Annotated in this window: 26 protein-coding genes; 20 read left to right on the forward strand and 6 right to left on the reverse strand. The window is 68.8% G+C overall.

Going from position 1 to position 25,782, the window contains the following annotated elements; genetic code table 11:
* Nucleotides 1–81: 81 nt before the first annotated feature.
* Nucleotides 82–969, forward strand: a complete 888-nt coding sequence (locus K4L06_RS13325) for an alpha/beta hydrolase (RefSeq protein WP_221671823.1) — start codon at nt 82–84, stop codon at nt 967–969.
* 108 nt (nt 970–1,077) lie between these two features.
* Here K4L06_RS13325 and K4L06_RS13330 read toward each other — a convergent pair whose 3' ends face one another.
* Nucleotides 1,078–1,500 (reverse strand): CBS domain-containing protein, encoded by a 423-nt coding sequence (locus tag K4L06_RS13330; RefSeq protein ID WP_221671824.1) that lies wholly within the window; start codon nt 1,498–1,500, stop codon nt 1,078–1,080.
* A gap of 496 nt (nt 1,501–1,996) precedes the next feature.
* Between K4L06_RS13330 and K4L06_RS13335 the strand changes: the two genes are divergently transcribed.
* The 13 genes from K4L06_RS13335 to K4L06_RS13395 all read left to right on the forward strand — a co-directional run bounded on the left by K4L06_RS13335 (nt 1,997) and on the right by K4L06_RS13395 (nt 13,505).
* Nucleotides 1,997–2,677: a DoxX family protein gene (locus tag K4L06_RS13335; protein ID WP_221671825.1), complete on the forward strand. Its 681-nt coding sequence runs from the start codon at nt 1,997–1,999 to the stop codon at nt 2,675–2,677.
* A gap of 85 nt (nt 2,678–2,762) precedes the next feature.
* Nucleotides 2,763–3,338 carry an EF-hand domain-containing protein gene (locus K4L06_RS13340; RefSeq protein ID WP_221671826.1) on the forward strand — a complete coding sequence of 192 codons (576 nt, stop codon included), beginning with the start codon at nt 2,763–2,765 and terminating at the stop codon, nt 3,336–3,338.
* 72 nt (nt 3,339–3,410) lie between these two features.
* Nucleotides 3,411–4,253 carry a DUF692 domain-containing protein gene (locus K4L06_RS13345; RefSeq protein ID WP_221671827.1) on the forward strand — a complete coding sequence of 281 codons (843 nt, stop codon included), beginning with the start codon at nt 3,411–3,413 and terminating at the stop codon, nt 4,251–4,253.
* Complete coding sequence (locus K4L06_RS13350) at nt 4,253–5,026, forward strand: putative DNA-binding domain-containing protein (protein WP_221671828.1); 774 nt, start codon at nt 4,253–4,255, stop codon at nt 5,024–5,026. The genes K4L06_RS13345 and K4L06_RS13350 overlap by 1 nt, the downstream gene beginning before the upstream one ends.
* Nucleotides 5,023–5,691, forward strand: a complete 669-nt coding sequence (locus K4L06_RS13355; RefSeq protein ID WP_255595116.1) for a hypothetical protein — start codon at nt 5,023–5,025, stop codon at nt 5,689–5,691. Before K4L06_RS13350 ends, K4L06_RS13355 begins: the two co-directional genes overlap by 4 nt.
* A complete protein-coding gene (locus K4L06_RS13360) occupies nt 5,688–6,518 on the forward strand; it encodes an alpha/beta hydrolase (RefSeq protein WP_221671829.1) in 831 nt (276 codons plus the stop codon). The genes K4L06_RS13355 and K4L06_RS13360 overlap by 4 nt, the downstream gene beginning before the upstream one ends.
* Nucleotides 6,519–6,542: 24 nt before the next feature.
* A complete protein-coding gene (locus tag K4L06_RS13365) occupies nt 6,543–7,067 on the forward strand; it encodes a redoxin family protein (RefSeq protein WP_255595117.1) in 525 nt (174 codons plus the stop codon).
* 72 nt (nt 7,068–7,139) lie between these two features.
* Nucleotides 7,140–7,880, forward strand: coding sequence for a response regulator (locus K4L06_RS13370; RefSeq protein WP_221671831.1), 741 nt, complete (start codon nt 7,140–7,142; stop codon nt 7,878–7,880).
* Nucleotides 7,877–9,205 carry an ATP-binding protein gene (locus K4L06_RS13375; RefSeq protein WP_221671832.1) on the forward strand — a complete coding sequence of 443 codons (1,329 nt, stop codon included), beginning with the start codon at nt 7,877–7,879 and terminating at the stop codon, nt 9,203–9,205. The genes K4L06_RS13370 and K4L06_RS13375 overlap by 4 nt, the downstream gene beginning before the upstream one ends.
* 197 nt (nt 9,206–9,402) lie before the next feature.
* A complete protein-coding gene (locus K4L06_RS13380) occupies nt 9,403–10,986 on the forward strand; it encodes a hypothetical protein (RefSeq protein ID WP_221671833.1) in 1,584 nt (527 codons plus the stop codon).
* 503 nt (nt 10,987–11,489) lie between these two features.
* Nucleotides 11,490–12,575, forward strand: a complete 1,086-nt coding sequence (locus K4L06_RS13385) for a hypothetical protein (protein ID WP_221671834.1) — start codon at nt 11,490–11,492, stop codon at nt 12,573–12,575.
* 90 nt (nt 12,576–12,665) lie between these two features.
* Nucleotides 12,666–12,998, forward strand: a complete 333-nt coding sequence (locus K4L06_RS13390) for a hypothetical protein (RefSeq protein WP_221671835.1) — start codon at nt 12,666–12,668, stop codon at nt 12,996–12,998.
* Between the two features lie 51 nt (nt 12,999–13,049).
* A complete protein-coding gene (locus tag K4L06_RS13395) occupies nt 13,050–13,505 on the forward strand; it encodes a hypothetical protein (RefSeq protein WP_221671836.1) in 456 nt (151 codons plus the stop codon).
* 69 nt (nt 13,506–13,574) lie between these two features.
* On the opposite strand, the gene K4L06_RS13400 is transcribed toward K4L06_RS13395, so the two are convergent.
* The gene (locus tag K4L06_RS13400) at nt 13,575–14,387 is read right to left on the reverse strand and encodes a protein N-lysine methyltransferase family protein (RefSeq protein WP_255595119.1); all 813 of its coding nucleotides are present in this window, start codon (nt 14,385–14,387) and stop codon (nt 13,575–13,577) included.
* Between the two features lie 20 nt (nt 14,388–14,407).
* Here K4L06_RS13400 and K4L06_RS13405 point away from each other — a divergent pair, with 20 nt between their 5' ends.
* Entirely contained in the window at nt 14,408–14,677 is a 270-nt protein-coding gene (locus K4L06_RS13405; RefSeq protein WP_221671837.1) for a hypothetical protein, read from the forward strand.
* Between the two features lie 8 nt (nt 14,678–14,685).
* Nucleotides 14,686–15,051 (forward strand): hypothetical protein, encoded by a 366-nt coding sequence (locus tag K4L06_RS13410; RefSeq protein WP_221671838.1) that lies wholly within the window; start codon nt 14,686–14,688, stop codon nt 15,049–15,051.
* 139 nt (nt 15,052–15,190) lie between these two features.
* Here K4L06_RS13410 and K4L06_RS13415 read toward each other — a convergent pair whose 3' ends face one another.
* The 4 genes from K4L06_RS13415 to K4L06_RS13430 all read right to left on the reverse strand — a co-directional run bounded on the left by K4L06_RS13415 (nt 15,191) and on the right by K4L06_RS13430 (nt 18,902).
* A complete protein-coding gene (locus K4L06_RS13415; RefSeq protein ID WP_221671839.1) occupies nt 15,191–16,354 on the reverse strand; it encodes a cystathionine beta-lyase in 1,164 nt (387 codons plus the stop codon).
* Between the two features lie 124 nt (nt 16,355–16,478).
* Nucleotides 16,479–16,811, reverse strand: coding sequence for a hypothetical protein (locus K4L06_RS13420; protein WP_221671840.1), 333 nt, complete (start codon nt 16,809–16,811; stop codon nt 16,479–16,481).
* 68 nt (nt 16,812–16,879) lie between these two features.
* On the reverse strand, nt 16,880–17,656 hold the full coding sequence (locus tag K4L06_RS13425; RefSeq protein WP_221671841.1) for a LytTR family DNA-binding domain-containing protein: 777 nt from the start codon (nt 17,654–17,656) through the stop codon (nt 16,880–16,882).
* The gene (locus K4L06_RS13430; protein WP_343225759.1) at nt 17,649–18,902 is read right to left on the reverse strand and encodes a histidine kinase; all 1,254 of its coding nucleotides are present in this window, start codon (nt 18,900–18,902) and stop codon (nt 17,649–17,651) included. Before K4L06_RS13430 ends, K4L06_RS13425 begins: the two co-directional genes overlap by 8 nt.
* A gap of 511 nt (nt 18,903–19,413) precedes the next feature.
* Here K4L06_RS13430 and K4L06_RS13435 point away from each other — a divergent pair.
* The 4 genes from K4L06_RS13435 (at nt 19,414) to K4L06_RS13450 (ending at nt 25,762) form a co-directional block, all read left to right on the forward strand.
* Nucleotides 19,414–24,240: an RHS repeat-associated core domain-containing protein gene (locus K4L06_RS13435; RefSeq protein WP_221671843.1), complete on the forward strand. Its 4,827-nt coding sequence runs from the start codon at nt 19,414–19,416 to the stop codon at nt 24,238–24,240.
* Entirely contained in the window at nt 24,240–24,542 is a 303-nt protein-coding gene (locus tag K4L06_RS13440; protein ID WP_221671844.1) for a hypothetical protein, read from the forward strand. Before K4L06_RS13435 ends, K4L06_RS13440 begins: the two co-directional genes overlap by 1 nt.
* A gap of 285 nt (nt 24,543–24,827) precedes the next feature.
* Nucleotides 24,828–25,292 (forward strand): hypothetical protein, encoded by a 465-nt coding sequence (locus tag K4L06_RS13445; protein ID WP_221671845.1) that lies wholly within the window; start codon nt 24,828–24,830, stop codon nt 25,290–25,292.
* Nucleotides 25,293–25,402: 110 nt separating this feature from the next.
* Nucleotides 25,403–25,762 (forward strand): hypothetical protein, encoded by a 360-nt coding sequence (locus K4L06_RS13450; protein ID WP_221671846.1) that lies wholly within the window; start codon nt 25,403–25,405, stop codon nt 25,760–25,762.
* The last annotated feature ends 20 nt before the right edge of the window (nt 25,763–25,782 follow it).

Consider the following 25,782-nt stretch of genomic DNA (forward strand, 5'->3'; position numbering starts at 1 on the left):
CGTCGCCGATGCCGGGCGCGACCGCGCCCACACCGGTCCGCTGCGGCGGCCGGCCTTTGTCGAATCCTGGAAACCGCGCCCATGCCCAAGCCCTCGCTCCGCACCGCGCTCGCCGCCTTGTTGGCCGTCGCCGCGTGGCCGGCCTGGGCCGGCGAGCTGCCGGTGACCTTCGTCGTCGCCGGGCGCAAGGTCGCGGCCACCCTGAGCCTGCCGGAGCGCGGCCGCAATCCGCCGGTGGTGCTGCTGTTGCCCGAATTCGCCGGCAATCGCGACGAACGCCGCGGCGGCGCGGTCAAGGAAGGCGTGTACGCACGCGCCGCGCAGCGCTGGGCCGAGCGCGGCATCGCCAGCCTGCGCATCGACTATCGCTACAACGGCGACAGCGACGGCCAGTTCGCCGACGGCAGCCTGGACGCGTACGTGATCGACGGCGTGCAGGCGCTGGAGTATCTGGCCGGCACCGGCAAGGTCGACCCGCAGCGCATGGCGGTGGTCGGCTGGGGCATGGGCGGCGCGGTCGCGACCGGGGTGGCCGCGCGCAGCCGTTATCCGCTCGACGGCCTGGCGCTGTGGAACCCGGACGTCGACGTCGGCGCGGCCTTCATCCAGCGTTTCGGCCGCGACAAGATCCGCCAGGGCCTGGCCGGCGCGGAGGCGCCGACCACCATCGATCTGGCGGTCGGGCGCACCATCGCCTTGAAGCAGCCGTTCTTCGTCAGCCTGTTCACCCTGTCGCCGCCGGCCGAAATCGCCCGTTACGGCGGCCCGCTGATGGTCGCCGTGGGCACCCGCGACGAAATCGGCGCGCCGCAACCGGCCCAGGCCGAAAGCCTGATCCGCTACCACGGCGGCGAAGGCGAACTGCTGGTGCTGCCGATGGACCGGATGTTCAATCTGAGCAAGAGCCAACGCCAGGTCGATGCGCTGATCGAGGCCACCGAGAGCTTTCTGCTGAATCACTTCCGCTAGCGCACTTCCGCTAGCCGCCACCCCCGCTAGCCGCGCCTGCGCGCGGCCGTCGCGCCGCCGGCCCTGGTGGAGCTGGGGTCAGTGCAACTGCGGTCGATGCGACTGCGCTCAGTGCGGCTGCGACACGCTGCGCATCACCTCGGTATTCAAGGAGCGCAGTTCCTGCCGCCGTTCCAGATCGGCGAGGGCGACGATGCCGCACAAGCGGCCGTCGCCGTCGACGATCGGCACGCGGCGGATGCGTTCGCGCATCATCAGGTCGGCGCATCGCTTGAGTTCGGCATCGGCTTCCAGGGTGATCGCCGGGCTGCTCATGCAGTCGCTGGCCGCGATCTGGGTCGGGTCCTGGCCGGAGGCGACCAGACGCACGACGATGTCGCGGTCGGTGACCACGCCGAGCGGGCGACGGTCCTGGTCGACGATCGGAATCTCGCCGACGTCGTGATCGCGCATCATCCGCGCGACGGTGCGCAGGGAGGTGTCCGGCTGCGCGCAGACCGGGTTGGGGGTCATGATGCTGTCGATATCCATCGTCGGTCGACTCCTGGGGACGGGCGGTGACTGAGGGATACGCCGGCGCCGCGGCGTGCGGCCGGATCGGTGCGGGGCTACAGCGGCCGCGAGTGAAGCGGAGCGGACCGCACGGCCCGCCAAGCAGGCCAGCGACGGGCGAGCGCTGACTCGGCGACTGGCTCGCCCGAGGGCTGGACCTGCTACCGGGGTGTTGCGCAGTCGCACCGGACTTCGGTCGCTTCTGCTCCGGCGCAATCAGCTTAGGCCGGCCCGCGTTAGCCAGGGATCAAAGACGGCTGCGCATCGCGCTAACGAAACGCTAGCCGGGCATCAAGGCATCGCGGCATCGCCGGCCGTTGCGGCGTGGCCGGCGCCGGTTTGTATCGCAATGTATCCACGGCCCCCAGCGCCGGGATCCGGATACAAAAACACGCTCCCGGCGACACGGTGCGGATACCGCGCACGGGCGAAATGGCGCCTCCGAAACGCAGCCGCCAACGCCCAGGAGCCCGCCATGTCCGCAATCGCGACCGTCCCCGATTCTTCCCCGCGCGCGCCGTTTCTGGCCCGCATCGACGCGGTCGGCCGCTGGCTGGCGCCGCTGGGCCTGCGCGCCCTGCTGGCCTGGGAGTTCTTCGAAGCCGGACGCGAGAAGCTGCACGGGCAGAACTGGTTCGCCGAACTGAGCGGACGCTTCCCGCCGCCGTTTTCTTGGCTGGGCGCCGACCTCAACTGGCATCTGGCGACCGGGCTGGAGCTCGGCGCCAGCGTGGCCCTGCTGCTGGGCCTGGGCACGCGCTACGCCGCCGCGGCGTTGTGGGTGCTGACCCTGGTCGCGATCGGCGCGGTGCACTGGCCGCAGCACTGGGACAGCCTGGCCGAGCTGTGGCGCGGCTACGCGATCAGCGACGCAGGCTACGGCAACTACAAGCTGCCGCTGCTGTACCTGGCGATGCTGCTGCCATTGATCCTCAACGGCGCCGGCCGGCTCAGCCTGGACGCGCTGCTCGCCCGCCGCGCACCGGCCGCGGTCGCCGCCGACCGCAATGCCTGGGGCTGGACCGCGCTGGCGATAGGCCTGTCGACCGCGCCCTTGTTGCCGGCGTTCGGCGCCACGGTGGCCGTCCTGGGCCTGGGCCTGCTGGCGCAGAGCCGCTTGCGGCGCCCGCAACCGCTCGCCGCCGCCTCTCTTTGAAGCCCGCCCCGCTTCCGCCCATCCCCAATCCCGTCGCAACAGCGACTCCCGCACGGCGCGCCCGTGCTTCCACTGGAGCAATCCCATGGCCCGTTCCGAAACCTGTAAACCCCATACCGACTCGCCCCGTTCCGACCTGCACGCCAGGCGCGCGTCCACCGGCGTGCTCGGCATCGCCCTTGCCGCGACCGTGCTGACCGGCTTGTTCGGCGGCTCCGCCTTCGCCATGCAGCCGCTGGCGCAGGGCTATCTGCTCGGCGCCGCCCACGCCGGCGCCGAGGGCAAGTGCGGCGAAGGCAAGTGCGGCAGCAGCAAGGCCGGCGCCAAGGCCGCGCAGGCCGAGGGCAAGTGCGGCGAAGGCAAATGCGGCGGCAGCAAGGCCGGCGGCAAGGCCGCGCAGGCCGAAGGCAAGTGCGGCGAGGGCAAGTGCGGCGACGCCTCGTTCGCCAAGACCGACCGTAGCGGCGATGGCCGGGTTTCGCGCGCCGAGCTCCTCGCCGTGGCGCCGCAGCGCGGTGCCGACTTCGCCAAGATCGACCGCGACCGCGACGGCTTCATTTCCGAATCCGAGGCCTACGAGTTCCTCAAGGCCACCTACGCCGCCAACGGCAAGCCGATGCCGGCCGGCCTGTTCGCCAAGCAGCCCGCCAACGGCCGCTGAGCGCGGCAACCCCCAGCGTCGCGCGACCCGTGCCCGGCACGGGTCGCGCGGCGACAAACCCGAGGACTTGTGATGGACACTGCACTCGATGCCCGTTCGGCCGGCCTCGGCCTGCGCCGCGGCCTGCTGCCGGAACTGCTGGCGATGGACGCCGGCGCGGTCGACTTCCTGGAATGCGCGCCGGACAACTGGATCGGCGTCGGCGGCCGCTACGGCGAAGTCCTGGCCGAGCTGTCCTCGCGTTTTCCCTTGAGCGCGCACGGTCTGTCGCTGTCGCTGGGCGGCACCGCGCCGCTGGACACGCAGTTGCTGCGCCGCACCCGCGAATTCCTCGACCGCCAGCGGGTCGCCTTGTACAGCGAACACCTGAGCTATTGCGCCGACGACGGCCATCTCTACGACCTGATGCCGATTCCGTTCACCGATGAGGCGATCGGCCATGTCGCCGCGCGCATCCGCCAGGCCCAGGACGCGCTGGGCCGGCGCATCGCGGTCGAGAACGTGTCCTACTACGCCGCGCCGTACCAGGCGCTGAGCGAGGCGGACTTCATCGCCGCGGTGCTGGCCGAGGCCGACTGCGATCTGCTGCTGGACCTCAACAACCTCAGCGTCAACGCGCACAACCACGGCTACGCGGTCGGCGAATTCCTGGACCGGCTGCCGGGCGAGCGGATCGCCTCGTACCACGTCGCCGGCCACTACGACGATGCCGAGGGACTGAAGATCGACACCCACGGCGCGGCGGTGCGCGAGGACGCCTGGACCCTGCTGGACCAGGCCTACCGCCGCTTCGGCGTGCGTCCGACCTTGCTCGAGCGCGATTTCAATCTGCCGCCGCTGGCCGAGTTGCTGCAGGAAACCCAGCGCATCCGCGCCCTGCAGAGCGCCCACGCGGTCGTCGCGGAGGCCGCCTGATGAGCGCACGCCTGCAGCAACAACAGTGGGCCCTGGCCCGGTACTTGCGCGACCCGGCCGCGAATCCGCCGCCGCCGGGGCTGGAACCGCGCCGGCTGCGGGTCTACCGCGAGCTGTTCTTCAACGCCGTCGAAGGCCTGCTGGCCGGCAGCTTCCCGGTGCTGCGCCAGAGCTTGCCGGCGCCGCGCTGGACCGCGTTGGTGCGCGGCTTCTATGCCGGACATCGCGCGCGGACGCCGTTGTTCCCGCAACTGGCCGCGGAGTTCGTCGATTACGTCCAGTCCTTGCCCGAGCACGGCGAGTGGCCGGCCTGGCTGGCCGAACTCGCGCATTACGAATGGATCGAGCAGGAACTGGCGCTCAGCGACGCCGTCCTCCCCGACGACGATCCGCAGGCCGATCTGCTCGACGGTGTGCCGCAGCTGTCGCCCCTGGCGCGGGTATTGGGCTACCGCTGGCCGGTCGCCGAACTGGGCCCGGCGTTCCTGCCGGCGCAGGCGCCGGCACAGCCGACCACCTTGCTGGTCTATCGCGACGGCGGACACGAGGTGCGCTTTGCCGGCCTCGCCGCGCCGGCCTATCGCTTGTTGAACGCGATCGCGCAGCGCCGCGCCAGCGGCCGCCGGCACCTGGCCGCGCTCGCTGCCGAGGCCGGGCTGAGCGATGCCGCCGATCTGCGCCGCTGGCAGGAACAAGGCCTGGACCTGCTGCGGCAGCTGCGCGCCGCCGGCGTGATTTTCGCCGCTACCGACACTCAAGGAGCTCTGTCATGACCGCAACCCGATCCGGATTCCGACTGCAAGGCTGGCTGTTGTTTTTCGCACTGGCGCTGCTGGTGCTGCTGATGTCCGCCGCGCTGCTGACCGCGCATTCCGACCCGGTCGCCGGTGTCCGCTCGGTGATCCGCGCCACCGCGCGCAGCTCGTTCGTCCTGTTCCTGAGCGTGTTCGTCGCCTCGTCGCTGGTTAGCCTGGTGCCGAACGAACTGACCCGCGCGCTGTTGCGCGAGCGACGCTATCTGGGGTTGGCGTTCGCGTTCTCGCACCTGGTGCACGCGATCGCGATCGTTCGTCTGGGCCAGCTGGATCCGGGCTTCTGGCCCGGCCGCAGCGCGCTGACCAACGTGCCAGGTTCGCTCGGTTACGCCTTCATCGTCCTGCTCAGCGCGACCTCGTTCCATGCCCTGGCCAAGCGCATGAGCGCGCAGGCCTGGAAGCGGCTGCACACCGCCGGCGTGTGGGTGATCGCCCTGATCTTCGCTCTCTCGTACTTCAAGCGCATTCCGATGAACGCCTTGTACGCGCTGCCGTTCGCGCTGTTGTGCGCCGCCGCCGCGGTGCGCGCGGTCGGTAAATGGGCGCAAGCCGACAAGCGCCGCCTGGCGCGGCAGCGCCGCGCGCCGTCCCCTCTGTCCACGAACCTGGAGTCTCAAGCATGAACCGCTCTGTCTTCGCCGCTTTCGCTTACGTCCGCCAGAGCGCACTCGTGCTCGGCCTGGCTCTGGCCTGCGCCGGCCTCGCGCCCGCCGCTGCCGCCGCCGAGACGCCGTCGCCGGCGCCCGCCACCACCGCGATCCTGGTCCACGGCGCCTTCGCCGATGCGGACAGTTGGGCCCAGGTGGCCAAGCGGCTGCAGGCGCGCGGCCTGCACACCGTCAGCGTGCGCCTGCCCCTGACCTCGCTGCACGACGATGCCGAAGCGACCCGGCGCGCGCTGCAGGCCGCGCCGGGGCCGGTGGTCCTGGTCGGGCATTCCTGGGGCGGCACGGTCATCACCGAGGCCGGCGACGACGCCAAGGTCGCGGCGCTGGTCTATGTCGCCGCATTCGCACCCGACGTCGGCCAGAACACGGCCGGGCAGGGCAGCGGCTATCCGACGCCGCCCGGGCTGGCGCACCTGGTCGCCGACGACGGCGTGCTGCGGATCGACGAGCAGGGCATGCTGCAAGACTTCGCCCAGGACTTGAAGCCACGCGTCGCGCGCGAACTGTTCCGCGCCCAGTTGCCGATCCATGCGCGGGCTTTCGACGACACCGTCGCCCACGCCGCGTGGAAGGGACGGCCGAGCTGGTATCTGGTCGCCCGCCAGGACCGGATGATCGCACCGCAGTTGCAGACCGCCACCGCCCAGCGCATCGGCGCCGAACTGCGTTCGATCGCCGGCAGCCACGCCGCGCCGCTGGCGCATCCGGGCGCGGTGGCCGAGGTCATTCTCGAAGCCGCCGGCAAGCGTCCGCCGCAAGCGGCCGCGCACGAGGAGGGCTGAGCCATGTCGGCTCCGCGATATGGGATGCGTACCGCCGTGGCGGCGCTGGCGACCGCGGCCTGCCTGCTGCTGGCCGCCTGCCGCGGCGATGCCCAGGCCGAGCCGGCGCGCCCGGCGCCGGCGCCGGAGTTCGTCGGCATCGAGCGCTGGATCAACGGCCCGCCGTTGACCCTGGCCGGACTGCGCGGCCGGGTGGCGCTGGTCGAGTTCTGGACCTACGCCTGCGTCAACTGCATCCGGGTGACGCCGCACGTCAACGAGTGGCATCGGCGCTACCGCGACCTCGGCCTGACCGTGGTCGGCGTGCACACGCCCGAGTACGAGGCCGAACGCGTACCCGGCAACGTCCAGGCGGCGGTGAAGCGCTATGGCATCGAGTACCCGGTCGCGCTGGACAACGACTACCGGACCTGGAACGCATACCGCAACCGGTTCTGGCCGGCCCTGTACCTGATCGACCGGCAGGGGCGGGTGGTCTACCGCCATATCGGCGAAGGCGACTACGACGTCACCGACGCCAAGATCCGCGAGCTGCTGGCGCGCCGGTGAGACGGCCGCGGCGGCGCGCGGCATAATCGCAACGGCACTCGCGCCGTCGTCCGGATTTTCAGGGTTGCTCGCATGGATCACGTAGATCACATCCTGGTCGTCGACGACGACCGCGAGATCCGCCAGATGGTCGCCGACTATCTGCGCAAGAACGGGTTGCGCGCCAGCGTCGCCGCCGACGGCCGCGAGATGCGCGCGGCGCTGGACGCCGATGCGGTCGACCTGATCGTGCTCGATCTGATGATGCCCGGCGAGGACGGACTGGTGCTGTGCCGCAACCTGCGCGCCGGCAAGCACCGCGCGGTGCCGGTGTTGATGCTGACCGCGCGCGACGACCCTACCGACCGCATCGTCGGCCTGGAGATGGGCGCCGACGACTATCTGGTCAAGCCCTTCGCCGCGCGCGAGCTGCTGGCGCGGATCAACGCGGTGCTGCGCCGCACCCGCATGCTGCCGCCCAATCTGCAGATCAGCGAGGCCGCGCGCCTGATCGGTTTCGGCCGCTGGCGGCTGGACACCACCGCGCGCCATCTGCTCGATCCCGAGGGCACCGCGGTGGCGCTGAGCGGGGCCGAGTTCCGCCTGTTGCGGGTGTTCCTCGACCATCCGCAACGCGTGCTCAGCCGCGATCAGCTGCTGAGCCTGACCCAGGGCCGCGACGCCGAGCACTTCGATCGCTCCATCGATCTGCTGGTCAGCCGGGTGCGCCAGCGGCTGCAGGACGACGCGCGCGAGCCTGCCTACATCAAGACCGTGCGCAGCGAAGGCTATGTGTTCAGCATGCCGGTCGAGCTGATCGGCGGTGAGGCGTGAACGCGCCGGCGCCGCGCGGCTGGCGGCTGCTGCCGCGCACGATCGCGGCGCGGCTGTACCTGGTGCTGTTCGCCGGGCTGTTGACCGCGCACGCGCTGTCGTTCGCGCTGTTGTTCTACGAGCGCTACCAGGCCGCGACCTCGATGCTGATGAGCAACCTGGAGCGGGACGTGACCGTCGCGGTCGCGATCCTGGACCGGGTACCGGCGCAGGAGCGCGCGAGCTGGCTGCCGTTGCTCAAGCGCCGCACCTTCCACTACCTGCTCGGGCCCGGGCAGGGCGGCGGGCCGCTGGCCAGCGACACCGCGCGCGAGTTCGTGGCCCGGGTCGGCGCCGCGCTGGGGCCGCGCTATCCGGTGCGGGCCAATGCGGTGTCGGCCGAACCGGAGCGGTTCCAGATCCATCTGCGGCTGAGCGACGGCGAAAGCCTGACCGTGCAGGTGCAGCCCTCGGCGATGCCGATCGCGCTCTGGCTGCCGTACGTGCTGGCGGTGCAGTTGGCATTGCTGCTGCTGTGCACCTGGGGCGCGGTGCGCCTGGCGACGCGGCCGCTGGCGCAGCTGGCGCGCGCGGCCGAGTCGCTGAGTCCGGCCGGGCAGGGGCCGCGCCTGCGCGAAACCGGACCGGTCGAGGTGGTCAGCGCGGCGGCCGCGTTCAACGCCATGCAGGACCGCATCGCTCAATACACTCAGGAGCGGCTGCAGATCCTGGCCTCGATTTCGCACGACCTGCAGACCCCGATCACCCGGATGAAACTGCGCTGCGAGGCGCTGGACGAGGGGCCGCAGCGCGACAAGACCCTGGACGACCTGGGCGAAATGGAGCGGCTGGTGCGCGAGGGCATCGCTTATGCGCGCAGCGCCCACGGCGCCGCCGAGGCGCCGCTGCGGATCGACCTGGACGCGTTCCTGCAGAGCCTGGTCTACGACTACCAGGACACCGGCCGGCCGGTCGGCCTGAGCGGCCGCAGCGAGCGGCTGTTGGTCACCCGCCCGCACGCCTTGCGGCGGATTCTCGCCAACCTGATCGACAACGCGCTGGCCTACGCCGGCAGCGCCGAACTCGAGCTGGGTCGCGACGGCGACACGGCGGTGTTGCGGGTCGCCGATCGCGGCCCCGGCATTCCGCAGGACCAGCTCGAGCAGGTGATGCAGCCGTTCTATCGCCTGGAAGGCTCGCGAAACCGCGACAGCGGCGGCACCGGCCTGGGCCTGGCGATCGCCCAGCAGCTCGCGGCCTCGGCCGGGGCGCGCCTGAGCCTGCGCAACCGCGACGGCGGCGGATTGGAAGCGATCGTGCGCCTGGACGACGTCGATGCGGCCTGAACCGCGCGTCGTCGGCTTGTAATGGATTTGTGCCGACGTGACCCGGTCGACGATTGGCCGGCGATTGGCTCGGCGCCGGCGCGGCAGATTGTTCCGGCTTTGTGATTCTGTGGCCGGCGCAGCGCCGGCGGTGACGGTTCTGCACTCCGATAGCGCGTCCGCCGATCTCGGCGACGTGTCCCCAGGAGAGAGATTCCGTGAATCGCCACCGTTCCCAACCCATCGTCCTCGCCTCGGCGAGGCGACGATTGTCCGCCGCCGCGTTGTTCGCCGGCGTCCTGCTGCTGAGCGGCTGTCCGCGTCCCGACGCCGCGCCCGCGCCTGAGGCCGAAGCGAGTGCCGCCGTCGAGGCGACCGCCGCCTCGGCGTCGGTCTCGTTCGGCGCCGCCGCCAGCCCGGTCGCCGCGTCCGCGCCTGCCGACGCCCGCGTCGCCGCCGCCGCCGAACCGCCCGCGCTGTGCAGCAGCGTGAAGCAGTACGGCATCACCTTCTCCTTCGACCGCGCCTATCCCTGCGGCCAGTTCGCCAACGGCGACTACTGGGTGGCGCCGGCCGGCGACAGCCAGGGCCGGGTGCGGATCATGTCGATCGCGCCGGGCTTCAGCAGCGGCCGCAACGGCTTCGAAGTCAATCCGACCAGCGTCAGCCGGCATGGCTTCGACCGCACCGCCTACGGCTACGACGCGCGCCTGGTGCCGGTGCTGCCGTATTCGGCCGCGCCGAACCAGTCCATCGTCAAGGCGATCTCGCGCAGCGGCGACGAAAAGACCTCGCTGGAAACCGCAGCGGTGCTGACCGTGCTCGCGGCGCCGCCGGCCGACAACGGCCGCGGCCTGTTCCGGCCGCCGTACTTCGGCACCAAGAAGCCGTTGATTCCGGTGGCGCGCCTGCGCATGGACCGACTGCCGGCCTACGCGCCGCTGCTGACCATGCCGGCGCTGAGCACGGTGACCCAGCGCTTCCGCCGGGTCCAGCTCGATCACCAGATCGGCTGGTCGGCCGACCAGATCCACCCCAAGCAAAACATGCCCGACTACGGCGCGCAGATCGCCATCGACACCGCTTCGGCCGCGCTGCGGCTGATGGTGCGCGACGACGACGCCCAGCGCCGGCAACTGGCGATGTATTTCGCCCAGTACGCGCTGGACCTGGACGCGGCGATGGCCGGCGGCCTGCATTTCTACGCCGACGGCGGCCATCGCCACGGCCGCAAGCTGGTGCTGACGCTCGGCTCCCTGTTGCTGGATGATGCGGCGATGGCCGCGCGCGTGCGCGACTTCCAGCACGACACCTACCAGGAAGACGGCCAGCTCAGCATCGGCGCCGGCAGCGGCCAGGTGCTGTTCGGCAGCCCGTGCACGATCGACGAGTATTGGGAGAACCAGAACACCGGCGCCAGCACGCGCGACTGCCGCGACCCCTACGGCTACATCGACGGCGGCCAGGAACCGGCCGGCTACTACCAGTTCTGCTGCACCGCCAAGGGCTACAAGGCGGCCGCGCTGGCGCTGCGGCTGATGCCGTCGCTGCGCTGCGTGTGGACCGACACCCGGATCCTGCTCTACGCCGACCGCTGGGTGAACCACGGCGCCTGGACCCAGCCCGACCCCTACCAGCCGCGCGGCAGCGGCGCGCTCGATTCGAACCCGAGCGACGGCATCGGCCGCTGGCCGGCACTGCACGGCGCCGGCCGCGACGACGGCTACTACGGCGACGACTTCGCCGACGCGATGTGGGCCGCCTACCGCGCCCAGGCCAGCGACACGGTGCAGTGCCAATAAGTCGGACCGAGCCCCAACCACGTCCCCGCAATGCGTCCCCCCCTTTGAAAAAGGGGGGCTAGGGGGGATTTGCTCTTGGCTCTTGGCTCTTGCCTCCAAGCCCAAAACCCAAAGCAAATCCCCCACGCGCCGATTCCTGCATCGTCACCGATCAGCGCAACGCGCAGCCCCCTCCTCAAAGGGGGCTTTTTTCGTCCCATGATGATCGACCCAGGCGCCGAAAGGCGGCCCGATCCATAGACAGCCAAGCCGCACCAACGCATCACCCACATCCGGTCAGACCATTCCCCCCTTTGAAAAAGGGGGGTAGGGGGGATTTGCTCTAGCTCCCCAGCCGAGCGCCGATGCCCCATGGCCGCGTCCGACGCCCTATGCCGTTTACGACGTCGTGAGCGCGCACCGTTCTTCGGCCGCCGCGCTCGCGCCGGCATGGCGGCGCCGCAAGCCGCCCGACAAACCACGGTCGACAGGGGGACCGGATGGCAGGAACGATCGCAGGACCGATGCGAGGCTGGGGCGCGGTCGCGCTGCTGGCGATGACGGCGCCGGCTTGGGCGCACAAGCTGGCGACCCATTCGACCGCCGAAGAACGGCGCCTGGCCGGCATCGGCAGCAGCAGTTGGATCATTCTCGAACGACAAGTCGCGCAGTGGTCGATGGTCGCCTTCACCGAGCCGGTGCACGAGGAAATCACCAACCGCATCTACGGCTGCAACGGCGATTGCGCCGGCCGCGATGCGCTGGACGCGCCGGGGCCGGTGTTGGCCGGAGTGCGCTGGAACGACGATCCTCCGTTCCGCATGACCGCCAAGCAGGCCCGCGGCATGCGTTGCAAGACGGATCAAACCATTCGCTTCGAGACCCAGCCCCTGTGCTGGGGCAGTCTTTTTGCCGATGCCAACAAGGGCGCAGCGGCCGGCAAACGCTACGGTCCCGGCGATGCGATGCTGTACCGCAGCCATTTCGGCGACCTGCAATTCCTCCATGCCATGGCCAGCCGCGACGGCGAGACTGCGGCCGATACCAAGGCCAAGCTGATGGGCTGGATGGAGTTCGCCTGGCGCACCGCGCAGGGCGAATACAATCTGGATACGCGGCTGAAGGACTCGCCCATTGCGCCGATCCAGCAAGCCTTCGGCCAGAGCGAATGGCGCGTGCTCGATCTTTACACCCAGGGCGCCAGCGGCGGCCTGCGCCGCTATTACCAGGACGTGGCCTTCGGTTCGCTGCTGCATGCGTTGCAGGACAGCTATGCGGCCGGCCATGTCGAGCGCGAAGAAGCCAGCGGCCTGCGCCAGTGCGCGATCGGCGCCGACCGTGTGGCGGCGCCGGGCGCGATCCTGGAGTTCCACGCCTACAACCGCCAAGACCACGGCCGCCATGCCGAGGCCGACACTCGCGCGGCGTTCCTGCGTCGCTTCGAAGAAAAGGGCAACATGGTCGAGGTCGGCCGGGCGTTGCTGCGCGCACGCGACGAAAAGCGCAGCTGGAGCGAAGTGCAACCGTTCTTCGACTGCGTATTCGCCTTGCAGGCGCCGGATGCTCCGGCCGGGCCGGGCGAATTCGGCCGCGGCCAGAGCGCCGACTGAGGCGCGCCCAGCGGGCGCCAGTATGCTGTCGCCCGCCATCTTCGCTGCACGCCGGACGCCGCCCTGAACCGATACCCGCATTGGACCGCCTTGGCGCTCGCGCTGGTCAGCCTGCCTGCCGGAGCGTCCTACAGCGACGGCGCCTACGGCTTGTTCCTGGCGCTGTTCTCGGTGCCGGTGGGCTTGGTCGCGATCGTGCTGACCACGGTGCTGTACTGGAAGCGCGCGTTTCGTTCCCGCGGCTTCGCCTACGGCTACGTCGCGCTGTTCTGCGCCGCCGCGCTGAGCGTGGTGGCGATGTCGACCTCGGCCGGCGAGACCGCCTCGGTGCTGACCGTGGCCGTGGTCGAAGCGATGCTGCTGCTGCCGATCGTCGGGCCGGCGCTGCTGCAGTGCTGGTCGGCCGACGAGCGCGACGAATGAGCCGTCGCGGCGCATGAGCTAGTCTGTGCCGATATCCGCGAGGTCACCAGCATGCTCATCGACGGCGCCTGCCATTGCGGCAACCTCCGCTACACCCTGGACTGGACGCCGGAGCCGGACGCGATCCCGGCCCGCGCCTGCACCTGCACCTTCTGCGTCAAGCACGGCGGCGTCTGGACCGCGTGTCCGAGCGGATGCCTGGAGGTGACCGTGCGCGACCCGCAAAGCGTCTCGCGCTACGCCTTCGCCACCGGTACCGCCGACTTCCACGTCTGCGCGATTTGCGGGGTGGTGCCGGTGGCGACCAGCGTGATCGACGGACGCCTGTACGCGGTGGTCAACGTCAACACTTTCCATGCGCTCGATCCGGCGCTGCTGCAACGTTCCGCGTCCGACCTGGACGGCGAATCGCAGGCCGCGCGCCTGGCGCGCCGAGCGCGCAACTGGATCGGCCGTGTGACGGTACGCGCCGCGGACCGGGACGGCGCCGACCTCGGCGAACGCTAGGCCTTGCGTCGGCGCATTTCGGCATGGCGCCGGTTCGGTGCGCGCCGATCGCCGGCGGGGAAGCCGCGCTCAGCGCTCGAAGCGCATCATCCGTCCGGCATTGCGGCGGTGTTCGCGGGGAATGTCGTAGCCGCGCGAGCTCAAGGTGAAGCCGACGCCGAGCATCGAAGCGGCGAACGGACCGCATTGTCCGCGGCCAGGGTCGGAAATCAGCACTTCCGCCTCGGGCGTCGCGTAGTTTCGGATCAGATTGAGCAACGCTGCGATGTGGTCGCGTTCGTAAAGCACGTCGCTGCCGACGATCAGGTCGAACTTGCCGATGGCGCGGTCTTCCGGGCGCTCCCAGGCGAGGTCGTTGTAGGGAATCGGCTTCAGGCCGTTGAGGCGGGCGTTGTGGGTCAGGAACTCGTTGGCGAGCGGATGACGGTCGCTCGCGGTGATGTCGGCGCCGCGTTGCTTCAGTACCAGGCTCGACAGCCCCAGGCCGCAACCTATTTCCAGGATCCGTCTGCCGTCGATCCGATACGACAGGCTTTCCCGGGCCAATTCGACGCCCGCCGGCCACAACTGTCCGAACAGGCTCCACAGCGCCGCGGGAACGCCGGCGCGTTCGGCCGTCCGATCGGGGTCGTGGAACTGCTGGCGATCCTTCAGGGCGCGAATGCGATAGACGACGTCGCCGATCGGGACGTCGATGAGTCGGGTGCAGAACGGCAAAAAACGCCTCGTATGGCGCTGTCGCGCCGTGTCAGGCAGGGACGGGCGATGCCGTCGATGGATCGCGGATTGCCGGGTCGCGGATCGACCATACGCGCATATTCGGCGAATAGCGAGGTTTATTTCGTTTCGCCCGTTCATCCGTTCCAGCGCGCATACTCGCATGAAGATTGTGGAGAGGCGCTATGGAAGAACACGTGGAGTGGTTCCACTTCACCTTGTGCCGCGATCAATCGGTAGGTCCGATCGAATTGCGCCGGATCTGGATGGAAGCGAGCGGAACGACCAACATCTCGGTCGGTCGCGATTATCGCGCCATGCTCGGCAAGCGTGCGGTGGTGTATTCGTTGCGCGCATCGCCGCGGTTGGCCAACCTGCACGCGATCGAAGCCAGGTTGCGCTTCCTGCTCGCCAGCGCGCGCTTGAACAGCGTGCTTACGGTAGTTACGCATTGAGGTGATGCATGCAACTGTTCGATATAGCGGTCGGCCGGTGCCGGACGATCGAGGACGGAACCATTACCGTCGGGCTCGACAGCGCGATCGTCAGCCGCCTGGTGCCCGGTTATCCGTGGCGGATGTCGGGCACCAGCGTGCTGCGGCTGAACTCGAAGCTGTGCAGCAAGCGCTTCCCGCCGGCGCCGGGACAGGAAACCTTCCTGCAGCGCGAGGAACTGATGCGCAACCCGAGCGCAAGCCTGGATCTGCTCGGCGACGGCAATTTCGTTTCGGTTCGCCTGCGCGCATTGAGCGACGGCGAAGAGCCGCAGATCGTCAAGCCGGCGACCAAGACGCCGCGTTCGAACCTGCCGCAACCGCGCCGCTCCTGAGCGCGCCGCGGCAGCGGGTTCGGCGACGGGCCTTGCGATGCCGCCATGCCGCCCGGACGCATCGTAGGCAGGCATCGGCGCATCGCCGGACGCTATCCCGGCGCTTGCGCTGGGATAGCCGGACGGGATCGAGCCCCGCTCAGTCCGTCAGCGCCGAAAACGCCTGTTGCAGGTCCGCCAGCAAATCGCGCGGCGCTTCCAGGCCGATGTTGAAGCGCACCAGGTTGCGTCCGGGTACGCCGTGGTCGCGGCGCAGGCCGAAGAAGGGCATGACCAGGCTGGTCACGCCGCCCCAGCTGTAGCCGATCTTGAACAGCTGCAGGCGGTCGATCGCGCGCACGATCGCATCGACCGACAGCTCGGGCCGGAACACCACCGAGAACACGCTGGCCGAACCGGTGAAGTCGCGGCGCCAGATCTCGTGGCCGGGGCTGCCGGGCAGGGCGGGGTGCAGGACCCGCTCGACTTCCTCGCGCATGGCCAGCCATTGCGCGACCTCGAGCGTGCTGGCCTGCAACTGGCCCAGGCGCACGCCCAGGGTCTGCAGGCCGCGCAACGCCAGGCTGCAATCGTCCGGCGAAACGCCCATGCCGAGCAGCTGATGGGTGTCGCCGATGCGTTCGTACAAGACGCGGTCGCGCACGGTGACCGAGCCCAGCAACAGGTCGCTGTGGCCGCCGATGTATTTGGTCAGCGCCTGCATGGTGATGTCGACGCCGTGGGCGAAGGCGTCGAACAGCACGCCGGCGGCGTAGGTGTTGTCGAGCGCGACCGGCACGCCGGCGGCGCGCGCGGCCGCGGCGATCGCCGGCACGTCCTGCACTTCCATGCTCACCGAGCCGGGGTTTTCGCACCACACCAACTGGGTGTTCGGCCGCAGGCGTTCGGCGATGTCGGCGCCGAGCAGGGGCGGGTAGTACTCCGCTTCCACGCCCAGGCGCGTCAGCACGCGGTCGGCGAGTTCGCGGTTGGGGCCGTAGGCGTTGTCGGGGATCAGCACGTGGCCGCCCGCGGACAGCAGGCTGAGGCCGATCAGGCTGATCGCGGCCTGGCCGCCCGGAGTGAGGAAGCAGTGCCGGCCGCCTTCCAGTTCGGCGATGCGCGCGCCCAGCTCCAGGCTGGTCGGCGTGCCGTACAGGCCGTAGCTGTACGGCACCTGCTGCTGGTCCCAATGATCGAGCACGCGGCCGGCGCTGGAGAACAGCGTGGTCGAGCCGCGGTAGGTCGGCGTGGCGAGCGATTGGAAGCCTTCGGGGGCGCGCGCTTGCGGGTGGATCAGTCTGGATTGCCAGGAGAGCGACATGGGGAGTCCGATGCGATGACGTGGGTCGCGCCGATCGGCGCATGACCCGAGTCTAGCCGCGTCGCACCGCGACTGCCTGCGCAGTCGCGCACACCGGCCCGCGCCGCTCCTCGGCGCGGCGCGCTCAGTCCGCCGCAGGCCGGCAGTCGCGGTCCAGCGGCGCCGGATCGGCGCTGGCGCAGACCTTGAAGCCCGGCGCCAGGCCGACGATTTCGCGCCGATCGCCGACCGCCACGGCGAAGCGTTCGGGTGCGGCCGCAGCGACGAACAGGCTGTAATGGCATTGGCCGCTGCGGCTGGCGGCGCACTCGAAACGGCTGATCTCGCCGGTGCTGCGCACCTGGCTGTCGATCGCGATCTTGCCGTCGACGCTGACCCGGTGGGCCACGGTCTGGCCGCCGCCGCTGCAGCCGAACAGCGCGAGCAGGTAGTAGATCAGGGCCATGAGGTTGCGCATGAGATCGTCCTTGCAGTGGGGAAAGCTCGCATTGCGCGCAGGGCATCGCCTGCGCCCGCACGCCGCCGTTACATGGCCCGGAACAGCGCCATGAACGGCTGGCTGACGCTCAGCGTCTCGCTGCGCTGGCGCAGGCGCACCGTGCCCTTGCCGCTGTCGTCGCGCACGATCGAGGCGATCGCCTTCAGATTGACGATGGTCGAGCGATGGATCTGTTTGAACAGGCTGGCATCCAGCACTTCCAGCAGTTCGCGGATCGGCTTGCGCAGCACCGCTTCGCCGTCGGCGGTCACCACCGTGGTGTATTTGTTGTCGGCGCGGAAATAGATCACGTCGTCGACCAGGATCAGCCGGGTCTCGCGGCCGGCGCTGGCGGTGATCCAGGTCAGCGCCGGCGCTTCGGGCTTGCTGCGCTGCGTGCCCAGGCGCTGGCTCAGCTCGGCGATCGCCTCGCTGTCGGCGGCGGTGCCCGACTGCTGCTGCAGCCGCTGCACGGTCACCGCCAGCCGCTCCGGGGTCACCGGCTTGAGCAGGTAGTCGATCGCCCCATGCTCGAAGGCGTCGATCGCGTACTGATCGTAGGCGGTGACGAACACGATCCGGGTCTGCGGGCTGACGTCGGCGGCGGCGCCGGCGACATCGACGCCGGTCAGCCCGGGCATGCGGATGTCCAGGAAGGCGACGTCGGGCCGGTGCTCGGCCAAGGCCTCCAGGGCCTCGGCGCCGTCTTCGCATTGGGCGACGATGCGCAGCTGCGGCCAGGCCTCGCCCAGCGCCTCGATCAGGGCCTGGCGCAGCAGCGCTTCGTCTTCGGCGACCAGCGCGGTGAAGGCGGGCTTAGCCATGGGCGGTGTCCTCTTGCCGTGCCAGCGGCACGCTCAGGGTGGCGGCGACGCCTTGCGGGAAATTGGCGACCACGGCCAGTTGCGCATCGTCGCCGTAGACCAGTTGCAGGCGTTCGCGCACGTTGCGCAGGCCGATGCCGGTGCCGCTGTTGGCGGCGTTGAAGCCCAGTCCGTCGTCGGCGATGGTGATCGCCGCGCGCTGCTCGTTGCGCCGCGCCAGGATCCACACCGTGCCGCCGCCGGGCTTGGGTTCCAGGCCGTGCTTGATCGCGTTCTCGACCAGGGTCTGCAGCATCATCGGCGGAAACGGCATGCTGCGCAGCTCGTCGGGCACGTCGATCTGCAGCTCCAGACGCGCGCCCATGCGCAGCTTGAGGATCTCCAGATAGGCGCGCGAACGGTCCAGTTCCTCGCCCAGGGTCGACAGCGCGTCCTCGGTGCGCGGCAGCGACTTGCGCAGGAAATCGATCAGGTGGCCGAGCATTTCGTCGGCCTTGGCCGCATCGTTGCGGGTCAGGTACTGGGCGCTGGCCAGGGTGTTGTAGAGGAAGTGCGGTTCGACCTGGGCGTGCAGCAGGCTCAGCTTGGCCACCGCCAGTTCCTTTTCGGTTTCGGTGCGGGTGACCGCGGCGCGCTCGTTGCGGCGGCGCTCGGCGATGCGCCGGGTGATGGCGCGGACGATGGCCTCGGCGTTCTCCAGGTTGGTGCCGCCGTCGACCCGGAACCAATCGCTCCAGGCGCCGGCCTCCGGCTCGCAGATCAGGATGATGCGCCCGCTGTCCTCGCCCGGGGTCACCGTGGCCTGGATCTGGTTGCGGCCGTGGCCGCGCAGGCCGGTGAGGTCGCGTACCTCGCGGTCGCGGCCGTATAGGTTGTGCCGGCGCACCTTGGCCCGCACCTGCAGGCTGTCGCGCGCGCTCTCGATTTCCTCCACCCGAGGCAGCTCGCGGATCGCTGCGTCGAGCAGGTCGAAGGTTTCGCCGGCCTCGAACGGCACCTCGATCTCGCGCCGCTGGCGGTTGTGCAGCGCGCCGCGGTCGATATGCCCGGCGATCAGCCGCACCCGGCGCACGTGGCTGAAGGCGCCGGTGACCACGTAGGCCACTACCAGCGCGCAGATCAGGAACAGCGGGGTCGAGTCCTGATACTGCAGTCCCGGGGTTACCGAGGCGAACAAGGCCATCAGCAGGAACAGGCCGAACCAGGCCAGGGCGAGGCGGGCGATGAAGAAGAAGCTTCGGATCACGAGGGCTGTGCCATGACGGGATGGGCGCAGCATAGTGCTGCGGCGCGCGAGCGGAAGTAGGGCAGCGACGAAGGCGGGGTGGCGGCGATGAAGCCCGGGCGCGGCGGCGCGAAGCTCCGGCGCCCGGTCGGCGGCCGGCGCCGGCTGCGCCGCGGGCGGCGGCCGGTGCCGGCTGCGCCGCCGGGCGGCGGCGCAGGGGCCTCGCTCGGGTTTTGTGATCGCCAGCCTGCTTCGAAAACCCATTCAGTCGCCGTCGCATATTCCGCAAGGCGTTTGGTTAGGCTAAGCGGCAACAACCCGGAACTGCGCAAATGGATTTGCCGCCCGCACCCACGACGCCCGCCGTTCATCGCCCGCGCACGCGTCGCCCCGGTCTTTCCCGCCCATTGCCGCGACCGCGGCCGTTCGCGTTCTACATGCGACCGGCGCACCCAGCCGCGTCCCCCGTTTCGAATTCTCCCCCTGGCCGTCCCCGCGGCCGCCACGCATGAACCGTCCAAGGAACCGACGCATGCCGCCCATCGATGGAACGAAGCCCCTGAACTTACCGCCGCGCGGCGCCGTGCCGCGCACCTGGCTGACCGGCCTGCTGCTGACCGCCGCCGCCCTCGGCGGCACGGCCCAGGCCCAGGAAGCCGGCAAGCAGTGGACCAGCACCTGGACCAGCAACGGCCCGCGCCTGACCGAGCGCGAGATCCAGCAGGATATCGAAGCCCTGTTCGCGCCGTACTCGTCGTACGGCCCGCTCAGCTTCCAGGTCGTCAGCCAGGTCCACCTGCCGGACCGCACCGCCTACTACTACGGCATCGAGCCGATGCCGCCTACCACCGAGCCGTGGTCTTACACGCATTCGACCGAGCCGGACTACACCCCGGGGCCGACCTTGGAGGGCGTGGTCGATCAGCTGAGACAGCACCTGGACCAGCGTAGCCTGGACGAGGGCTGCACGCCGAACACCGCGATCGCCCTGGCGCCGGACTGGGAGATCAGCCTGACCTGGGTCGACGACAAGACCAGCGCGGTCGAGACCCGGGCTTACGACGCCAGCTATGTGATCAAGGATGCCGATGGCGTCTGCGGCTTCACCGCCAATGACAGCCAATACCTCGAGCGGACCCGCGACGTGCATTGCCCCAACACCGTCGCGATGAGCTGGGACGCCGCCGAGCAGGCCTGCGCCGGCGGCCTGCAGCCGATGGCCTACCTCAGCCCGCCGTTGGTGCTCGACTGCCCCGACGGCGGCTGCGACCCTGCCTCGGGCGACAAGACCCGTCCGGAACCGGACTTCGACCTGGGCTGGGTCTCGTTCGGCCGTACCTATCACTCGTCTTCCTCGTCCCAGCAGGGCGGCTTCGGCCTGGGTTGGACCCACTCGCACAACCTGCGCCTGAGCCTCGGCGCCGACCCGGCCACGCCGTCCGACACCACGCAACATTTCGGCCTGATCCAGGCCGACGGCGGCCAGGTCTCGTTCAAACCGCTCGGCGCCGGCGTGTACGAGGCGCGCGACGGCAGCGGCGACCGGCTGGTCGCCGACGGCGCGCAGTGGCTGCTGTACCGGATCGAGGAAGTGGCGCGCTTCGACGCGCGCGGCCGCCTGCTCGAACGCCGCTTCGAGGACGGCAACGTCCTGGCCTATGCCTACGACGACCTCGGTCGGCTGGCCACCGTCACCCACCACAGCGGCCGCAGCCTGGTGTTCGAATACCTCGGCGCCGGCCGCAACGCGCCGATCGCCGCGATCCGTTCGGCCGGTGCCTTGCTGGCAAGCTACGGCTACACCGACGGCCTGGTGACCAGCGCGACCTATGCCGGCGGCGGCACCCGCACCTATCACTACGAGCACCTGCAGTACAAAAGTGCCCTGACCGGCGTCACCGGCGAAGACAGCCTGCGCCAGAGCACCTTCGGCTACGACGCCAAGGCCCGGGTCGGTTCCAGCCAGAACGCCGGCGGCGCCGACGGCCGCACCCTCAGCTACCCGGCCAGCGGCGGCGCGGTGATCACCGACGCGCTCGGCAAGCAGACCACCTACGCGCTGGGCCCGGCCAGCCCGAGCAACCAGCCGCGCAAGATCGGCAGCATCACCGACCCGCGCGGCACCGCCACCCGCACCTTCTATACCGAGACCGTCGACTTCCGCCGCCGCCTGGACACCGTCACCGACCGCAACGGCACCCAGACCAAGCACAGCTACGCCGAAGCCAACGACCCGGTCACCGGCCAGCCGGCGCGGACGCACACGGTCAAGGAGGCCGTTGGCCTGGCCCAGGAACGCACCAGCCTGGAACGCCGCGACATCGCCGGCAACCGCACCGTGCTGACCCAGCTCGGCAACCGCGAGACCCGGATCGTCCGCAACGCGCGCCTGCAGCCGGTCACGGTCACGGTTCGCGACACCACCACCAACCAGACCCGCACCACCACCTACGCCTACTGCGAAGCCGCCGACGTCGCCGCCGCCAACAGCACCTGCCCGACCCTGGGCCTGCTGAAGTCGGTCGACGGCCCGCGCAGCGACGTCAGCGACTTAGTGACCTACCAGTACTACGGCAGCGACGACAGCACCTGCGCCACCCAGCCGGCGCTGTGCACCTACCGCAAGGGCGACCTGCGCAAGACCGTCGACGCCCTTGGCCGCGCCACCGAGATCCTCGGCTACGACCCGCAGGGCCGGCCGCTGTCAATCCTCGATGCCAACAACGTGGTCACCGACTACGAGTACCACCCGCGCGGCTGGCTGGCCGCGACCAAGTTGCGCGGCGCCGACAACGCCGTCGAAACCGACGACCGCATCACCCGTATGGAGTACTGGCCGACCGGCCTGCTGCGCCGGGTCACCCCGCCGGGCGGCGCCTACGTCACCTACAACTACGACGCCGCCCAGCGCCTGACCTCGGTGACCGACAAGGCCGGCAACAAGCTCCAGTACACCCTGGACAAGGCCGGCAACCGCAAGCAGGAGGACACTCAGACCCCGACCGGCACGGTCCGCCAGACCCTGTCGCGGGTGTTCGACTCGCTGGGCCAGCTGCACCAGGCCAAGGACGCCGCCGCCCACGCCACCACCTTCAGCTACGACGCCGACGGCAACCCGGACCTGACCACCGACGCCCTGGGCCGGATCAGCGACCAGAACCACGACCCGCTCAACCGGCTCAGCCGACTGCTGCAGGACGTCAACGGCCTGGCGGTCGAGACCCAACTGGCCTACAACGCCTTCGACCAGGTCACCCAGGTCACCGACCCCAAGGGCCTGAACACGGTCTACGCCTACAACGGCTTCGGCGACCGCACCCAACTGAGCAGCCCGAACACCGGCATCACCGATTACAGCTACAACCCCGCCGGCCAACTGGCGACCAAGAAGGACGCCAACGACGCCATCGCCCACAGCTACACCTACGACGCCCTGGGCCGGCCGAAGACGATCTCCTACGGTTCGGGCAGCAACGACGTCGAATACGACTACGACACGGTCAACGCGGTCTGCGCCGCGGACGAGACCTTCGCCCTGGGCCGGCTGACTGCGTTGCGCACCGAAGCCACCGAGCTGAAGTACTGCTACGACCGCTACGGCCAGCTGGTGCGCAAGGTGCAGGTGGTCGACAGCAAGTCGTTCACGCTGCGCTACGCCTACACGACCTCCGGCCAGGTGCGCACGATCACCTACCCGGACAACGCCATCGTCGACTACGTCCGCAACACCCTGGACCAGGTCACCGAAGTGGGCGTCAAGCCGGCCGGCGGCGTGCGCACGGTGCTGCTCAACGGCGTCGCCTACGAGCCCTTCGGCCCGGCCACCGGCTGGACCTACGGCAACGGCCGCAGCCTGGCCCGCAGCTACGACCTCGACTACCGCGCCAAGACGATTCATGACAACGCCGCCGGCGGCCTGTCGCTGGGCTACGGCTACAACGAAGTCGGCGAGCTGACCGAGCTCAAGGACGGCCTGCAGAGCGCGGTGCTGGCTAAATACGACTACGACAACCTGGGCCGGCTCAAGATCACCCGCGACGGCCCCAGCAACACCCCGATCGAAACCTACGGCTACGACGCCACCGGCAACCGCACCAGCCTGCTGCATGGCGGCACCACGACCACCTACACCTACCCGACGACCAGCCACCGCCTGAGCAACGTCGGCGGCGTCGCCCGCGGCTACAACGCCGTCGGCAACACCACCAGCATCGGCGGCACGGCCAAGGAGTTCGTCTACAACGGCAACGACCGCATGAGCCAGGTCAAGCTGGCCGGGGGGGTCAACCGCAGCTACCGCTACAACGCCAAGGGCGAACGCGTGGCGGCCACGAACGGCGCCAGCGGCCCGGTCGCCATCTACACCCTGTACGACGAAGCCGGCCACTGGCTCGGCGACTACGACGCCAACGGCGCCACCAAGCAGCAGGCCGTCTGGCTGGGCGAGTCCCCGGTCGGCGTCCTGGCCGGCGCCGGCACCGCGCAGAAACTGCACTACATCCAACCCGACCACCTGGGCACCCCGCGCACGGTGATCGACGCCACCCGCAACGTCGCCATCTGGAGTTGGAACGCCAAGGGCGAAGCCTTCGGCAACGATGCGCCCAACCAGGACCCGGACCAGGACGGCACCGCCTTCGTGTTCGACCTGCGGTTTCCGGGGCAGCGGTTCGATGCGGCTACGGGGCTGAACTACAACTACTTCCGGGATTACGATGCGGGGAGTGGGCGGTACTTACAATCCGATCCACTCGGCCTGAATGATGGGGTTGCACTTTATTCCTATGTGCAGGGTAATCCGCTTAAGACTATGGATCCCCTTGGGCTCCAAGCTATGCCAGTACCCGGACCAGGGGGGATGCCAATTCCCGTTATGTTGCCGCCGCCGACAACGACGTTCCCTAGTAATAGTGGTGTTAGCAGCGATTACTGGTATCCGTCACGTCCGCCAAACACAAGAATTGTTGAGCGGGGCGTGTCGAATGCCGTTGATCATATATCCTTCGTGAATTCCTCCATTGGGAAGGGGCTGCATGTTTGGGCGACGCTCAATTTTTTACCATACGCGTCAGCTTGGGGGGCTTTTGCCAAGCCGCCCAAGGATGCTTATGACCCAAATGGTTCAAAAGCGCCTGGAAAGCCCGGAGCCGAAGAAGGTTTCTGTGATCCAAAAGGTGGAGAGGACTGGGTTCCTAACCCTAACAAGAAAGGTAAAGGCCATGGGTGGCTCGATGTCGACGGAAATGTATGGGTTCCAACTGGGCACGCCCCTGGCCTAGCTCATGGGGGGCCTCATTGGGATGTGCAAAAACCTGATGGCACTCACGTAAATGTTTATCCGGGCGGGCGGAGAAGATAATGTCGTCTTATTTCATCGAGCTGGAGACGGAGTCTCCGGTGTTTTTTTCTGATTTTGACGAGGATCTGTTCTTTGGGTGGCTTAATAAAATAGAATCAATCGCAGAAGTGCGTGGCGAGGGGGTGTTTATAAAAATAAACATCTCGCTTGAACGGCTGGATGAAGAGGGTTTTCGTGAGTTAATCGCGATTTTTACGCGCTTTGGGTTGAATGTGGCTGAGCTTAAGAAGCTCGATTCGGATATTTTCTTGGCTTGGCTTCATAATCCGCGAGCTTATTGGTACGAGAAAATGTTTAAGTGAGTGCTGGGTCACGAATCGCTGAGCCGGGATAGTCAGGTCATAACGCCTTCTTAAAGTAAGGTTGGGTCAGAACACGTCCCGAACCAAAACTACGGAAGGCGCTCTGGTCCGCTGCATGGAGGGCGACAATGTGTACAAGTTGAGTAATTACCCGACACCGGGCCTCGGTAGAGGCGGTTAGGCGGCGCGCGTCTCGCAGCGACGTATCGGAAGGGCAGGCGATAGCCGGGCAAATGTGCACTCTTGGGGCTGGTATGTTGCGCGCTTCGGTGAAGGGAGGGGCGGGTGAGCGGCTGGAAACTTGTTTTGGTCACCGCAGGCCTGTGGTGCATCGGCGGGGCGGCGCACGGCGCTTCGCCGGCGACGGAGCGGTGCGCCAGGCTGCACGAAATCCGCAGTATTCCGCTGAGCGAAGGATGGCCGGAGACCGACCCTGCTTACCTGGCGATCAGCGCGAACCGGGAGGCGGCCCGGGCCTGTTTGCTGGACCGTATCGGCGATGCGACGCCGATGCGCGACCCGCGGTCGGAACCGACCAAGGTCGACGTTTTCGCAGTCGGCGACTTGGCGTTCTTTCTGCTTGTCGATTTCAAGATGTTGCCGTTCGAACAGTTGTTGCCGCCGGAGGTCCGGCGGCAGTTGCCGGAGCGGGGCGTGTTCGCGTATTTCGAATGGGTCGGCAAGCCGGGCAATCGAGGCCGGTTGCAGCGCGTCGCCCGAGATTGGTCGAAAACCCATGCGCGTGACTAGCGAAAGCCGCCAGCATCGCTTTCTGCGTTGGTTTGCGGATACGCCGACAGCCGCGCTGCGAGTACCAGCCTGATGCCTGTCGCCTTCGTTGTTCTGAAGCAGGATGCGCCATGCGCATGGTCGCGAAAGCCGGGTTGTCCCTGTTGGTCCTGATCCCGCTGCTGTACCTTCTGGCTCGGATCTTCGCCGTGCTCGAACGAGATTATTCGATGATCGAGATGGACTGGAACCACGACGGCGCTACGTCGATCCAGGAGTTCCTGCAATCGAGCGATGTGGAGGGGCGGGCGATTGAGCGGGGCGGCCAGCGATGCATCGAGTACTTTTCGTACAAGGACGGTCTGCCGATAAGTGTTCGCTGCGAGGGCGGCGCGGCGCTACCGGGCGCGCGGCGAATTCATCCGCTACGACGAGGGTGGGCGCTCGATCGAGCGATTTTCGGTGGCGCAGGCCATCGCTTCGCCACGTGAGCCTTGATCTCGACCGCTCG

Origin of the sequence: Lysobacter sp. BMK333-48F3, from assembly GCF_019733395.1 — a bacterium.
Lineage (GTDB): Bacteria > Pseudomonadota > Gammaproteobacteria > Xanthomonadales > Xanthomonadaceae > Lysobacter.

Excerpts from the sequence above, each read along its gene's own strand:
- K4L06_RS13325 (WP_221671823.1), top strand. The coding sequence starts at position 82 with ATGCCCAAGCCCTCGCTCCGCACCGCGCTCGCCGCCTTGTTGGCCGTC.
- K4L06_RS13330 (WP_221671824.1), bottom strand. The coding sequence starts at position 1,500 with ATGGATATCGACAGCATCATGACCCCCAACCCGGTCTGCGCGCAGCCG.
- K4L06_RS13335 (WP_221671825.1), top strand. The coding sequence starts at position 1,997 with ATGTCCGCAATCGCGACCGTCCCCGATTCTTCCCCGCGCGCGCCGTTT.
- K4L06_RS13340 (WP_221671826.1), top strand. The coding sequence starts at position 2,763 with ATGGCCCGTTCCGAAACCTGTAAACCCCATACCGACTCGCCCCGTTCC.
- K4L06_RS13345 (WP_221671827.1), top strand. The coding sequence starts at position 3,411 with ATGGACACTGCACTCGATGCCCGTTCGGCCGGCCTCGGCCTGCGCCGC.
- K4L06_RS13350 (WP_221671828.1), top strand. The coding sequence starts at position 4,253 with ATGAGCGCACGCCTGCAGCAACAACAGTGGGCCCTGGCCCGGTACTTG.
- K4L06_RS13355 (WP_255595116.1), top strand. The coding sequence starts at position 5,023 with ATGACCGCAACCCGATCCGGATTCCGACTGCAAGGCTGGCTGTTGTTT.
- K4L06_RS13360 (WP_221671829.1), top strand. The coding sequence starts at position 5,688 with ATGAACCGCTCTGTCTTCGCCGCTTTCGCTTACGTCCGCCAGAGCGCA.
- K4L06_RS13365 (WP_255595117.1), top strand. The coding sequence starts at position 6,543 with ATGCGTACCGCCGTGGCGGCGCTGGCGACCGCGGCCTGCCTGCTGCTG.
- K4L06_RS13370 (WP_221671831.1), top strand. The coding sequence starts at position 7,140 with ATGGATCACGTAGATCACATCCTGGTCGTCGACGACGACCGCGAGATC.
- K4L06_RS13385 (WP_221671834.1), top strand. The coding sequence starts at position 11,490 with ATGCGAGGCTGGGGCGCGGTCGCGCTGCTGGCGATGACGGCGCCGGCT.
- K4L06_RS13395 (WP_221671836.1), top strand. The coding sequence starts at position 13,050 with ATGCTCATCGACGGCGCCTGCCATTGCGGCAACCTCCGCTACACCCTG.
- K4L06_RS13400 (WP_255595119.1), bottom strand. The coding sequence starts at position 14,387 with ATGCGAGTATGCGCGCTGGAACGGATGAACGGGCGAAACGAAATAAAC.
- K4L06_RS13405 (WP_221671837.1), top strand. The coding sequence starts at position 14,408 with ATGGAAGAACACGTGGAGTGGTTCCACTTCACCTTGTGCCGCGATCAA.
- K4L06_RS13410 (WP_221671838.1), top strand. The coding sequence starts at position 14,686 with ATGCAACTGTTCGATATAGCGGTCGGCCGGTGCCGGACGATCGAGGAC.
- K4L06_RS13415 (WP_221671839.1), bottom strand. The coding sequence starts at position 16,354 with ATGTCGCTCTCCTGGCAATCCAGACTGATCCACCCGCAAGCGCGCGCC.
- K4L06_RS13420 (WP_221671840.1), bottom strand. The coding sequence starts at position 16,811 with ATGCGCAACCTCATGGCCCTGATCTACTACCTGCTCGCGCTGTTCGGC.
- K4L06_RS13425 (WP_221671841.1), bottom strand. The coding sequence starts at position 17,656 with ATGGCTAAGCCCGCCTTCACCGCGCTGGTCGCCGAAGACGAAGCGCTG.
- K4L06_RS13435 (WP_221671843.1), top strand. The coding sequence starts at position 19,414 with ATGCCGCCCATCGATGGAACGAAGCCCCTGAACTTACCGCCGCGCGGC.
- K4L06_RS13440 (WP_221671844.1), top strand. The coding sequence starts at position 24,240 with ATGTCGTCTTATTTCATCGAGCTGGAGACGGAGTCTCCGGTGTTTTTT.
- K4L06_RS13450 (WP_221671846.1), top strand. The coding sequence starts at position 25,403 with ATGCGCATGGTCGCGAAAGCCGGGTTGTCCCTGTTGGTCCTGATCCCG.